Raw genomic sequence first — 12,808 nt, 5'->3', positions numbered from 1 at the left:
AAAATGTAAATATTTTCAATTAATAATTGAAATCCATTCCTTTGTCTTTAATTCTCGCCATTTCCCTTCTTGTAGTCCATTTAAGTTTATATTTGAGATCGAGATTCTTTGCAAATCTTGAACTGGATGTCCAATTAGATTTCCTATTCTGCGAATTTGACGATTGCGTCCTTCTTTTAGAATCACTTTAAGAAGAGTCTTACGATTAAATTTATTCAAAACTTCTACTCTCGCCGGCATTGTCCTTTTGCCATCAAGTAAAATTCCTCTTCTCCAATTATCTAATATCGATTGAGTTGGCTGACCTCTTACCCAAACTAGATATGTTTTGGTGTGGGAGTACTTTGGATGTGTAAGTCTTAGCGTTAAGTCTCCATTATTGGTCAATAGAATGGCTCCTCTGCTATCAAAATCCAACCTTCCCACAGGATGTATTCCATAACGTAAGTGCGATGGAAGTAAACTTAAAACGGTTTTCCTTCCATGATTATCTTGGCAACTAGAGATGACTCCATAAGGTTTATTTAAAAGAAAAACTTTATGATTTAGCTTCTTAGGTAACTCTCTACCGTCAATTAATATTTGATCAGAGATAGGATCTGCTTTCTCTCCAAGAATAGCTTTCCTTCCATTCAAAGTTACTCTACCTTGTTTTATTAGTAAATCAGCTTTCCGTCTTGATAAAAGACCAGAATTAGATATTATTTTTTGTAATCTATTGAGTGACACTATCTCTTACTTTGTGGTCATTTATATATTAGATTAGTATAAAAAACACTATATATAATTTATTCATATTAGAAAAATTCATCTATTTCTTTAACTGTTCCCGCTTCTACTTGGGTTAATAAATCTTTAATAGCTTTCCACATGCTTACTCCGAAAATTATTGAGATTAACGAAGAAAATATTAAAGATTTAATAATAGAAAAGTTTATAATGCTTAGGGCACTTACGAAAATAATTGTTAGTCCTGTGAAGAATGAAAACCAACTTGATATTGTTCTAGGGTTCTCTAGGGGGGTAGGTGAAATCTTTTTTTCTGTCCAATTATATAGTTTTGATTTCATTATGTCGGCAAATATTAATCCTGACATAAGACAAATGAATGCACCAAAGGACAACCAAAAAATAGGATCCTCAATTGGCTTTATTCCTTGATACTCGGAAATGAATTCATCTATATTTGCATCATCTATGCTAATCAAAATAAATGTGATTATATTTTGAATATTGCTATTGATCATTTTTCAACTTCTATTAAAATCTTTGGTATTATATTTTATAAAAATCATCTACGCAACTTGTGTATTATTTTGTTTTTTTTGACTTGAAGCCATTTTTAGTGGATTGAATGTTTTTCTGACTAGTTTGATTAGTTGTTTCATATCTTTTGTATCTATTCTTTCATCTTTAATAATACTCATTAATAAGTTTTTCCTTATTAATGAACCTCTAGAGCTAGTTAAGAGCTTAAGACCTGCTCCTGCTACTGGAATTAGTTCTTTTGCAGGTGTGCTTGAGTCTTGAACTAGTACATCAAATAAATTTTCTATTCTCTCAACTCTAATGTGACCATTCTGATCAAATATAACGTCTAATAATATATTAACCATCTCATTAGTATCTGAAGTAAGTAATCTTTTCGCTACGTAAGGATAAGCTAAATCTATAATCTTAAAATCAGGATCTAAGCGAAGAGCAAGTCCTTCTTGACTGATTACTGCTCTTATAATCAAAGCAAATCTTGCAGGCACTCTGAAAGGGTAATCAAACATTAATTCGGAAAATTTGTTGGTAATTTCTTTGAAATTAAAAGAAGCAACATCTTTACCTATTGCACTTCCAAGTACTTCTTTTAATACAGGTATAAGAGGTTTAAGGTCTTCTGCTTCATTTAAAAATCCTAGCTTTTGAAAATCTTTTGCAACAGCATGAAAATCATTATTTATCAAGTGAACAATTGCACCAGTAAGAGTTAATCTATCTTCCTCTGAAATTGAGTCCATCATTCCAAAATCTACATAGGCTATATTTCCTAAATCACCATTGTCACCTTCAAGAGCAAACATATTTCCTGGATGAGGATCAGCATGGAAGTATCCAAATTCCAATAATTGTTGAATTCCACTTATAACACCAGTTCTAATAATTTTTGATGGATTTAAATTATTTAGAACTAATTCATCTCTATCTTTTAACTTTGTGCCATCAATCCAGCTTGTGGTTAAAACCTTTACAGAGGATAAATGTCTTTCTACTTTTGGAATCGTTACTGAGGCGTTATTATGGAACAGGTTAGAAAATTTTTCAGCATTATTAGCTTCCTTTTTGTAATCAACTTCGTCAAATAAACTTCTTCCAAACTCATCTATTATTTCACCTAATCCGAATCCAAGATTTAATGGAAGTATTGGTGCACTAAGAACTCCAAGTATTTTTATAATCACGAGATCTCTTCTAATGTTAAAAATTAGATGAGGCCTCTGGACTTTTACTGCAACCCAATAATTGCTAGTTAGTTTTGCTTTATAAACTTGACCAAGACTAGCTGAGGCTATTGGATTAGATGGGAATTCTTCAAAAAGTTCATTTGCTTGTCTTCCTAGCTCATTTTCAATAATTTCAAGTGCTTTCTCATGAGAAAATGAGGGTAAATTATCTTGTAGGTTTGTTAATTCTTCCAGCCAATCTTTTCTTATTAGATCTGGTCTAGTTGAAAGTGCTTGTCCTACTTTTATGAAACAGGGACCAAGACCAATAAGAGTTTTAAGTAGAAATTTTGCTAGATTCTTCTGAGTTTTTTCGTCTTTGCTTGTACCTTGAAAAATAAGTCTTGCTAAGAGAAGTGATATTGCACCAACTATCTGAATAAACCTAGGCACAAGAATCCATGGCCTTGAAATTAACCAGATTAAATCTCTTTTGAAATCGTATTTCATGGATACATAATAAGTTCTTTTAGCTGCCCACCTATGAAGATCTTTTGATTTGCTTACTGATTAATTTAACTAAATTGATTTTAGGTAATCCTTTTGCTCTATGGGGCTATTAAACTTGCTTTCTACTAATAGAAGCGAAAATCTTTTCTTGCCAGCCCATGGAAGAGGAAATGCTCTTCCAAAAAAGATAAAAAAACTACTGAAGCAAAGACCAGGTGTTTGGGATTTGCCTGAGCTTTTTGAGATTGGTGGCCCTTTGATTAGTGAAGGAGCAATAGCAGAAAGTCAAAAGTCTTCTGCTTATGAAGTAGGTGTTGATAGATGTTGGTATGGAGTTAACGGTGCGACGGGTTTGCTACAGAGTTCATTGCTTGCTCTAGCTCGCCCTGGTCAATCTGTTCTAATGCCAAGGAATATACACAAAAGCTGTATTCAAGCATGCCTTTTTGGAGGCTTAATACCGTTACTTTTTGATGTCCCTTATTTAACTGACAGAGGACATGCCTCAGTTTTTGATAGAAAGTGGCTTCAGAGGGTTTTACAAAAAGCAAAAGAACTTGATGAAGACATAGCGGGGGTGGTTTTAGTTAACCCCACATATCAAGGATATTCTGCAAATGTGGAATCTCTGATTCAGGAGATTCATTCACATTCTTTGCCAGTATTGGTTGATGAGGCACATGGTGCTTATCTAATCAGTCAAATAAGACCAGATTTTCCTAAGTCTGCTATTTTTTTTGGGGCAGATCTTGTTGTTCACTCTCTACATAAATCTGCACCAGGATTGGTTCAATGTGCAGTTTTATGGTCGCAAGGTGACAAGGTTGATCCATATAAAATAGAGAGAAGTATTGAGTTGCTTCAAACTTCAAGTCCAAGCTCTTTGTTGTTAGCTTCTTGTGAAAGTTCAATAAAAGAACTTATTGAATCTAAAGGATTAAAGAAATTGAAATCCCGCATAGAAGAAGCTGAGTTATTAAAAGAATTTTTGATTGATAAAGAAGTACCTCTTCTTGAAAACAGTGACCCATTAAGAATTATTCTTCACACATCAAAATTTGGTTTGAGTGGTATTGAAGTTGATAAAAGTTTTATAAAAAAAAGAATAATTGGTGAATTGGCAGAGCCAGGCACGTTAACTTTTTGTCTTGGGCTTTCATCTCACAAGAGATTAGGAAAAAGATTTGTAAGAATTTGGAATGAAATCCTTACATCATTTGGCCAACAAAAACCTTTTTCTTTCAAGAGACCACCCTTCAATATTGTTTCTAAGCCATACAAGCCATGTTCTTATTCTTGGGGATCGAATTTTGAGAAGGTAAATCTAAAAGATGCTACTGGAAGAATTTCTGTTGAGATGGTTTGTCCTTATCCTCCTGGAATACCTTTATTGATTCCTGGCGAGATTTTGGACGAAGCTCGTGTTGATTGGTTGATAGAGCAAAAATGCTTTTGGCCAGAACAAATTTCTGATTTTGTAAGAGTTATTTCTTGATTAATAAAATCTACTCATCAGCTATAGTAGAAATTATTATTAACAAAGCGTTTAAAGTATGTTTTTCAAAAGAAAGCTATATTTTTTTACTTAATTTAATGTTTTTAGCTGCTTCGAAAAAGAGATTATTAAGTGGACTTATCGTTGGGGCTTTTGGGTTTTTAATAGTCTCTCTTGGTGATTGGTGGTTTTCTATTTCAATAAGTTTAATTGTTCACTTGGCTCTTCTAGAGTTCTTTCGGATGGCAGAATTTACTGGGATAAGACCAGCGACTAAGACAACATTGTTAGCCTGTCAGATATTACTTTTCTTAACGCAATTATCGTCTCAAGGATATATATCTATTGAAATATCTGACGCTATTTTGCCATTATCTGGTGCTGCTATTTGTGGCTGGTTGTTACTCCAACCTGTTACTGGTTCCATTGCAGATGTGGCGGCATCAATATTCGGATTGTTTTATTTAGGTTTTTTACCAAGTCATTGGATTAAGTTAAGAAATCTTTTAGAGACTGATTTAACAAATAACTTCAGTTTGATTCCCATTGATTGGTCATCATCTATAACTTTTGGTATGTTGATAACTTTTTCTACATGTTTTATGATCGTTGGATTTGATATTGGCTCTTATTTTGTTGGCAAGAAGTTTGGCAATCACTCTTTATCCCCGATTTCACCTTCTAAAACTATTGAGGGTGTTATTGGTGGACTATTATTTTCAGTGTTAATAGGAGCTTATTTTGGATATCTACTAAGATGGGAATTTGGAATATTAATTGGAATATTTATAGGTGTTTTAGTAGCTTTGTGTTCTCTTGTTGGAGACCTTACGGAATCAATGCTGAAAAGGAATGCTGGATTGAAAGATTCAGGTAATTTTTTACCTGGTCATGGGGGAATTCTTGATAGAATAGATAGCTATTTATTTACACCAGCAATTGTATTCTATATAGTAATTTTATTATCACCATTAATTATTCCTTGAAAAATTAAAAACTAATGGATGAACTTCCAAGTATGTTAATTATATTATCTTCTATACTTGCCTTTTTAATATATATTTTTTCTTCAATTGGAATCTGAATAATTTTGTTATGTGTTTTATTTTTAAAATAGATTTTACCTTTATCTGTTTTGATCTCAATCATCGCACTCTCATTAATAGTTTTATTCTTTTCTGAAGATTCAATTACTAATTTCCCATCTTCTATTTTTATATCTTCTAATTTATCTTGATTTAATATTTCCTTGCTTATCATATCTCCTATATAATTCCATTTGTTAGATAATAAAACTTTTTTGAGTAAATCCTGAGATAAGGAAATCTTGAATTTTATTATCGGATTATTTTTAAAATATAATTCTTTGGTTGTTAATTTAAAATTGATTTTTAGATGATTAGATTCTAACTGAACTTTATCAAATAAGAAGTCTTTATAATTAATATGTTCAGCAATGATAGTAATTTTACGTATTTCACCTTTAATGATTTCAGTAGAAGTCGAGATGATGTCTATTTTAATATTGCTAATCTCTTTACACTCTTTTATCAGTAATATCCTTATACCTTGTTCTAATAATGTAGCAAGAATCCCTTTTTTTTTAATGTGGTTAGATCTCATTTGATTGCTTGAGTTTTTCCCAAGCTTCAGCAACCAATTTGGGCTCTTCTAAATGTGGAAGATGACCTGAATTATTAGCTATTTCTATGTTGGAGTTATAGTTCCTTTTGGTTTCTTCTTTTTCATCCTTAGGAATAATTCTGTCATATTTTCCTAAAATTATTTTTAGAGGTTGAGTTGGCTTTGGTAGTCCGCAACCTGAAACTCCTCCATCAGCCGCAAAATCAGCTAGAGATGATTGCCAGCCAGGGACTTTTAAATGTATTGAGGCGATTTGTTCTTCTGCGGGCCCCACATTATCGCTTGGCTCGGAGAATGCCTGTCTACACAATCCTCTGCGAACAAAAGGTTGACTAAGGAAAAAAGCCCCAAAATGATTTAATGGCCATGGAATCTTTGGGTTTTTACCTGCTAAGCCTGCTGGTGATAAAAGTAGTAAATTATTGACCTTTTTTGGATTTTTTCTTGCGAGCTCTAGAGCTAAAGCTCCGCCCATTGAGGCACCTATTAGTCCTATAGGTTTGTTGTTAAAATAATAGTTCAACACAGAAGTTAAATGCTTCATTAAATATTTAAATCCATATTTGTTCCCACTAGATCTAGGGCAAAAACCAAACCCATATAGATCTGGAATGATTAATTGATTATTATTTTTTAGAAAAGGTGTGAGACGTCTATATTCAAGAAAGCAGCTATCGAAACCATGAATGAGAATTATTTGTTCTCCTGTGCCTGTTAAAACTGTTGGGAACAAATCAGATTTATTTGGTGAAAAATCTTCTAGTTTTATCCATTTAAGATCTTCAAAAAGTTTACGTGCTTGCTTGTCAATAATTTGGTCTTTTATTTCATTTATATATGCTTTTGTAGCATTTGTTTTATCAATAGTTTTATTTATTTCTTTATTCAATTCTCTTAAGTATTGTTTATTCACATTTTATAGTTTGTAGACAAGGATTGTAAACTTTGAATTGCATTGAAAACATCTTCTTCACTTATTGGGAAGGGTAATTGATGAATATCAGAGTCATTATTACAGGCAAATTTACATGCCTTATATAGTTCATTCGAGGTTGTATTTCTAAGACAAATAGACTCAATTGAAATTGGAAGATTTAGTTTAGAGAAGAAATCTATAAGTTGTGACTTGGCTTGTTTAGGTAATTGACTATTTGAATTTTTCTCTTCTAGATGTAATTGTGCTAGCAACCCAAATCCAACAAGCTCTCCATGAAGTGGTTTGTTTGTGTATGCAAGTTGTGTTAATCCATTATGGATAGGATGCGCTGCGGCTGTTCTGCATTTGGCACCCCCAAGTCCTCCTATTATTCCCGCAGTTAATGCACATCCTTCTGCAACAGTTTCCCAAGAATTACTTAGTGGATCTAAGAATGCCTTATGACCATTTAAAAATAATTGATCGCGTAAGACCCGAGCCATCTGAACTGCTTGCTGTACAAATCCATCTTGGCTCTTATTGCTTGTTAAGGACGACTCGTACCATTTTGCGACAGCATCTGCCATTCCGCTAGCAAGTGTTCTTGGTGGGGCGGATCTAACAATTGTGTGATCAAAGATTAATAAGTTTGGACATCTTTTTAGAGTTACATCTTTTACAAATTTCCCATCAGGAGTATAAATATTAGATAAAGCAGTCCATCCAGCACATGTGGATGCACTCAATGGAACAGTTATACAATTGATATCAAGCAAATCAGCAATTAGTTTTCCTGCGTCAAGAACCTTCCCACCTCCTGCAGCAATAATCCCATCGCATTTGTTGTTTTTAGAGGTTAAGCATGCTTTTTGAATATCTAATTCACAACAATCATGATTTAACTCAAGAGATACTGATTGAATACCTTTTAAAAAAAGATCTTTTTTTAATGAAGTTCTTATTTTTTTTGTAGAGCTACTTCTACCTATTATTAAAGGCCTTTTGCATAATTTAGTTATTAGATCCAAAGATTTCATCCATGCCCCTTTCCCTCTAACGACCTTTGAAGGTGAAATGCTGTGGTTATTTATAGACATGAAACTTTGCTATCTAGTAAGTTATACGGCTGCGCTTGCTAATTCTGGTTTGGAACTATCTTTTCCAAGATGTTTAACAATTACTTTTTTGCTTTCATCAATATCCACCTCCGCTTTGTCTCCATCCTTTATTCTTCCAGATAAAACTTCTTCAGCAAGGCTATCTTCCAATAACCTCATTACCGCCCTTCTCAAAGGTCTTGCTCCATAAGAAGGATTGTATCCTTCTTCAACAAGCCTTTCTTTGAAATCATCTGACACCGTCAATGATATTCCTTTCTCTTTTATCCTCAAGAATACTTCTTTCAACATTATTTCTGCGATGTCTTTGACTTCGTTTCTTGAGAGTTGTCTGAAAACAATTATTTCATCTAATCTATTGAGAAATTCAGGACGGAAATATTGTTTTAGCTCTTCATTGACTAATGATTTAATTCTATTGTATTGAGTGTCTTCTAAATTCTCTCCTGAGAATTCAAATCCCAATCCGCCACCACCTTTCTCTATAACTTTAGAACCAATATTTGAGGTCATAATTATTAAAGTGTTTTTGAAATCAACTGTTCTTCCTTTTGAATCGGTTAATCTTCCTTCCTCTAGTAATTGAAGTAGAAGATTAAACACATCAGGATGTGCTTTTTCTATTTCATCAAACAAGACAACCGTATAAGGTCTTCTTCTAACAGCTTCTGTTAGTTGTCCACCTTCATTAAAACCTACGTAGCCAGGAGGAGAACCTATTAATTTACTAACAGTATGTCTTTCCATGAATTCAGACATATCTAGTCGAATCATGGCCTCTTCACTACCGAAGAAATAGGCGGCTAGTGCTTTAGTAAGTTCAGTTTTCCCCACTCCCGTTGGACCAGAAAAAATAAAACTAGCAATTGGTCTATTTGGATTTTTAAGGCCTACTCTCGCTCTCCTAATTGCTTTAGAAACAGCTTTAACAGCTTCATCTTGACCAATAAGTCTTTGATGCAATGTATCTTCCATGTTTAGAAGTTTGACTGATTCACTTTCAGTTAATTTCTGCACGGGAACGCCTGTCCAGGATGCAACAATATGAGCAATATCTTCTTCATTAACTGTTGGTTGAGAAACTTTTAAATCATTAGACTGAGAGATTTCTTGGTCAGAAGTTTCATTGTTTATCTCTGGATTATTATTTAGATCTTTGTTCTCATTTGATGAAGCTTTTTGTCTTATGTTCTGTAATAGGTTTCTAATTTTATCTCGCAATTCAACTTCTTTTTCTCTAAGCTCTCCCGCTTCGGTGAAATTTTGATCTCTTACTGCTTCTTCTTTACTCTTTTGTATTTTCCTTAACTCTTTATCAACTTCTTTAGCTTCAGGAGGCAATTTGGAGTTTAGTAACCTGACCCTGCTCCCTGCTTCGTCTATAAGATCTATTGCTTTGTCAGGTAGAAAACGATCAGAGATATACCTGTCACCAAGATTGGCTGCAGCGTCAAGAGCTTCATCAGTAATCTTCAATCTGTGATGTTGTTCATATCTTTCTCTTAACCCTTTAAGGATTTCAATTGTATCTTTGATTGAAGGCTCTCCAATCATTACAGGTTGGAATCTTCGCTCTAAAGCAGCATCTCTTTCAATATGCTTACGATATTCATCTAAGGTTGTGGCTCCAATACATTGAAGTTCTCCTCTCGCTAAAGCTGGTTTTAATATGTTTGCAGCGTCAATAGCTCCTTCAGCAGCGCCTGCTCCAATTAATGTATGAACTTCATCAATAACTAAAATTACGTTCCCAGCAGATTTAATTTCTTCCATTATTTTTTTTAACCTTTCTTCGAATTCACCTCTATATTTGGTTCCAGCTACTAGTAATCCAATATCAAGAGTTAAAACTCTTTTTTCCTCAAGTATGTCAGGTATGTTCCCTTGTTGAATTCTTTGAGCAAGTCCTTCAGCTATTGCTGTTTTTCCCACTCCTGGCTCTCCAATCAAAACAGGATTGTTTTTTGTCCTTCTTCCAAGTATTTGGATTACACGATCAATCTCTGAATGTCTTCCAACTACTGGGTCTAGCTTTGATTCACTAGCTAATTGAGTAAGGTTTGTTCCAAATTCGTCAAGTGTTGCCGTTTTAGCTGATCCTTTAGACGAACCTGCTCCTGTTGTGACTTCTGCGGTTTCACCAAGCATTCTTACAACTTGTGTTCTGACTTTAGTTAAATCAACGCCTAAATTCTCTAGAACTCTTGCTGCAACTCCTTCACCTTCTCTAATGAGTCCAAGCAAAAGATGTTCGGTGCCAATGTAATTATGACCCAGTTGACGGGCTTCTTCTAATGAAAGTTCTAGTACTCTTTTTGCTCTTGGAGTGAAGGGAATTTCAACAGCTACGAATCCAGAACCTCTTCCTATTATTTTTTCAACTTCTACCCTTGAATCTTTTAAGTTAACGCCCATAGATTTTAGAACTTTAGCTGCTACACCAGTACCTTCTCCTATTAGCCCTAAAAGGATTTGTTCTGTTCCAACAAAATTATGCCCAAGTCGTCGTGCCTCTTCTTGGGCAAGCATGATCACTTTTATAGCTTTTTCTGTAAACCTCTCAAACATTTAACTTTTACCATTAACTATTTAACCCAATTTATCAGGGTTAAGTGTGAAATGTGTATGGTTAGGTTTTTTTTTATAAAGGGTAAATATTATGTTTTCGTTGAAAAATAATTAAAAGTATTAATTGATGCAAAGAATGACCTATTTATTTGGTTTTCGATTTCGGTAAACCGTACTTAATTATTGATTTTGTGATTTGTTATTGGTTTCTTTATTAAAAAGAAGAGCATCACTTCCATCTTTATAAAAATTAGATCTATTTCCTATCGTTTTGAACCCCATGGATTTGTAAAAAGCTTTAGCAGGCTCGTTATTCTTTTTAACCTCTAAATGTATCTGATTTGTTTGAAGTGATTTTGAACGTTTGATTAAGTCTGATAAGAGAAATTTTCCTAGACCTTTCCTTTGATGTAAAGGATGAACCGCTATAAAAGTTACGTGTAACTCGTCTATTACTAGCCAAGCGCAACATATGCCTAAAATCTTTTTTGTTTCCAAATCTATGATCCCTAGACAAATTCTTTTAGGGTTAGTAAGTTCTTTTTCCCATTGAGATTTTGTCCATAGACCACTTAATGATTTTTGGTCAAGTTCCACGCAATCATTTAAATGGATAATCTCAAGTTGAATTATTGTGAGATTCATATCTAACTATTAATTAATCTCTCTTTCTTTAACAAGAATACTAATTGGTCGATTGATCTCTAGATTGGCTAAACATTAAATTAAAAAACTTCAATGCACGGATCAAAGGCTTTTGAACCCAATATCGATATAGATAGTCCAAATCGAAATATAGCCCCTATCTCTTCTGAAGTTAATAACGATAAAAAATTAGTTGTTGGGGGATGTCAACTTAGTGACCTCGCGAAAAAATATGGCACACCTCTTTATGTTCTTGATGAGTTGTCACTTAGGACTGCATGCAAAACTTATTTTTCTTCTTTGAAAAAACATTATCCAGGTGAATCACTTCCTCTTTATGCTTCAAAAGCGAATAGCTCTCTGGCTGTTTGTGCAGTTATTGCCTCTGAGGGTTTTGGACTGGATGCAGTATCAGAAGGTGAATTACTAACTGCCTTAAAGGGAGGTTTAAAAGGGAAAGATATGGTTTTTCATGGAAATAACAAATCTCAGAATGAATTGAATTTTGCCTACAAAAATAATGTGACGATTGTTTTAGATAATTATCATGATATTGAGCTATTAAAAAATATTGCCTCTGATAAAAAACCAGCAAAGTTAATGTTGAGGTTTACTCCAGGAATTGAATGCCATACGCATGAATATATTAGGACTGGACATTTAGATAGTAAATTTGGCTTTGACCCAGATGAGCTCAAGTCAGTTTTAGAAGAATTAAAAACATATGACTGGGCAAAATTAACTGGTTTGCATGCACATATAGGGTCTCAAATTTTTGAGGTACAACCCCATATTGATCTTGCTGGTGTTATGGCTGATGCTTTAAAACTTGCTAAGAAAATTGGTCATCCAATAACTGATCTGAATGTTGGTGGAGGTCTCGGGATCAAATATGTTCAAGAAGATAATCCTCCCTCTATTGAAAAATGGGTTGAAGTTATTGCTAATGCTGTTCTTAAGGCCTGCAGGGAAAGAAATCTAGATTTGCCAAGATTGATGTGTGAACCTGGAAGATCTCTTGTCGCTAACTCTGGACTCACTATATACAAGATAGGAGCAAAAAAAGTTGTTCCAGGTGTTAGAACTTATTTATCCGTAGATGGAGGAATGAGTGATAATCCTCGACCAATAACTTATCAGTCTGAATATAGTGCCTGTTTAGTAGATAAACCTTTAAAACCAAATTTTGAAAAAGTTACTATCGCTGGTAAGCATTGTGAGTCAGGAGACGTTTTGTTGAAAGATTTTCTTCTTCCGTCTTGTGATAGTGGAGATTTTCTTGCTGTGTTTGGAACAGGAGCGTATAACTATTCGATGAGTTCCAATTACAACAGAATACCTAGACCTGCGACAATTTTGGTTGGGAAAGGTTCGTCCGAATTGATTCAAAGGAGAGAACTTCCTGAAGATCTATTGCAATTAGATGTATTACCTGATCGCTTTATTACCAAGAATTAGGTAAGTTGAAATAACGTTGGGA

General features: G+C 33.9%; 11 protein-coding genes. 3 read left to right on the top strand and 8 right to left on the bottom strand.

What is annotated here, in order from left to right; all coding sequences use genetic code 11:
- Window positions 1-15: 15 nt before the first annotated feature.
- From AC6EIZ_RS04105 to AC6EIZ_RS04095, 3 genes are all read right to left on the bottom strand, one after another.
- On the bottom strand, window positions 16-729 hold the full coding sequence (locus AC6EIZ_RS04105; RefSeq protein ID WP_498512594.1) for a pseudouridine synthase: 714 nt from the start codon (window positions 727-729) through the stop codon (window positions 16-18).
- Between the two features lie 68 nt (window positions 730-797).
- Complete coding sequence (locus tag AC6EIZ_RS04100; protein WP_498512592.1) at window positions 798-1,247, bottom strand: hypothetical protein; 450 nt, start codon at window positions 1,245-1,247, stop codon at window positions 798-800.
- 48 nt (window positions 1,248-1,295) lie between these two features.
- Window positions 1,296-2,942 carry an ABC1 kinase family protein gene (locus tag AC6EIZ_RS04095; protein WP_498512590.1) on the bottom strand — a complete coding sequence of 549 codons (1,647 nt, stop codon included), beginning with the start codon at window positions 2,940-2,942 and terminating at the stop codon, window positions 1,296-1,298.
- A 100-nt stretch (window positions 2,943-3,042) separates the two neighbouring features.
- Here AC6EIZ_RS04095 and AC6EIZ_RS04090 point away from each other — a divergent pair, with 100 nt between their 5' ends.
- Entirely contained in the window at window positions 3,043-4,437 is a 1,395-nt protein-coding gene (locus tag AC6EIZ_RS04090; RefSeq protein ID WP_498512588.1) for an Orn/Lys/Arg family decarboxylase, read from the top strand.
- Between the two features lie 98 nt (window positions 4,438-4,535).
- On the top strand, window positions 4,536-5,423 hold the full coding sequence (locus AC6EIZ_RS04085; protein WP_498512586.1) for a phosphatidate cytidylyltransferase: 888 nt from the start codon (window positions 4,536-4,538) through the stop codon (window positions 5,421-5,423).
- Window positions 5,424-5,427: 4 nt separating this feature from the next.
- Here AC6EIZ_RS04085 and AC6EIZ_RS04080 read toward each other — a convergent pair whose 3' ends face one another.
- The 5 genes from AC6EIZ_RS04080 to rimI form a co-directional block, all read right to left on the bottom strand.
- Window positions 5,428-6,060 carry a hypothetical protein gene (locus AC6EIZ_RS04080; protein WP_498512584.1) on the bottom strand — a complete coding sequence of 211 codons (633 nt, stop codon included), beginning with the start codon at window positions 6,058-6,060 and terminating at the stop codon, window positions 5,428-5,430.
- The gene (locus AC6EIZ_RS04075) at window positions 6,050-6,994 is read right to left on the bottom strand and encodes an alpha/beta fold hydrolase (RefSeq protein WP_498512583.1); all 945 of its coding nucleotides are present in this window, start codon (window positions 6,992-6,994) and stop codon (window positions 6,050-6,052) included. Before AC6EIZ_RS04075 ends, AC6EIZ_RS04080 begins: the two co-directional genes overlap by 11 nt.
- The gene (locus AC6EIZ_RS04070) at window positions 6,991-8,094 is read right to left on the bottom strand and encodes an iron-containing alcohol dehydrogenase family protein (protein ID WP_498512581.1); all 1,104 of its coding nucleotides are present in this window, start codon (window positions 8,092-8,094) and stop codon (window positions 6,991-6,993) included. The genes AC6EIZ_RS04075 and AC6EIZ_RS04070 overlap by 4 nt, the downstream gene beginning before the upstream one ends.
- 21 nt (window positions 8,095-8,115) lie before the next feature.
- Entirely contained in the window at window positions 8,116-10,683 is a 2,568-nt protein-coding gene (locus AC6EIZ_RS04065) for an ATP-dependent Clp protease ATP-binding subunit (protein ID WP_498512579.1), read from the bottom strand.
- 180 nt (window positions 10,684-10,863) lie between these two features.
- On the bottom strand, window positions 10,864-11,328 hold the full coding sequence (gene rimI / locus AC6EIZ_RS04060) for a ribosomal protein S18-alanine N-acetyltransferase (protein ID WP_498512578.1): 465 nt from the start codon (window positions 11,326-11,328) through the stop codon (window positions 10,864-10,866).
- 93 nt (window positions 11,329-11,421) lie between these two features.
- On the opposite strand from rimI, the gene lysA reads away from it, so the two are divergent.
- Complete coding sequence (lysA, locus tag AC6EIZ_RS04055) at window positions 11,422-12,786, top strand: diaminopimelate decarboxylase (RefSeq protein ID WP_498512576.1); 1,365 nt, start codon at window positions 11,422-11,424, stop codon at window positions 12,784-12,786.
- The last annotated feature ends 22 nt before the right edge of the window (window positions 12,787-12,808 follow it).

Source organism: Prochlorococcus sp. G4PB16 (assembly GCF_059772465.1).
Note: the sequence above shows the minus strand (reverse complement) of the source record. Positions and strands in the feature narration are given on the sequence as shown.

Coding starts and splice junctions, on each gene's coding strand:
- AC6EIZ_RS04095 (WP_498512590.1), bottom strand. CDS start 2,942: ATGAAATACGATTTCAAAAGAGATTTAATCTGGTTAATTTCAAGGCCA.
- rimI (WP_498512578.1), bottom strand. CDS start 11,328: ATGAATCTCACAATAATTCAACTTGAGATTATCCATTTAAATGATTGC.
- AC6EIZ_RS04080 (WP_498512584.1), bottom strand. CDS start 6,060: ATGAGATCTAACCACATTAAAAAAAAAGGGATTCTTGCTACATTATTA.
- AC6EIZ_RS04085 (WP_498512586.1), top strand. CDS start 4,536: ATGTTTTTAGCTGCTTCGAAAAAGAGATTATTAAGTGGACTTATCGTT.
- AC6EIZ_RS04070 (WP_498512581.1), bottom strand. CDS start 8,094: ATGTCTATAAATAACCACAGCATTTCACCTTCAAAGGTCGTTAGAGGG.
- lysA (WP_498512576.1), top strand. CDS start 11,422: ATGCACGGATCAAAGGCTTTTGAACCCAATATCGATATAGATAGTCCA.
- AC6EIZ_RS04065 (WP_498512579.1), bottom strand. CDS start 10,683: ATGTTTGAGAGGTTTACAGAAAAAGCTATAAAAGTGATCATGCTTGCC.
- AC6EIZ_RS04100 (WP_498512592.1), bottom strand. CDS start 1,247: ATGATCAATAGCAATATTCAAAATATAATCACATTTATTTTGATTAGC.
- AC6EIZ_RS04090 (WP_498512588.1), top strand. CDS start 3,043: ATGGGGCTATTAAACTTGCTTTCTACTAATAGAAGCGAAAATCTTTTC.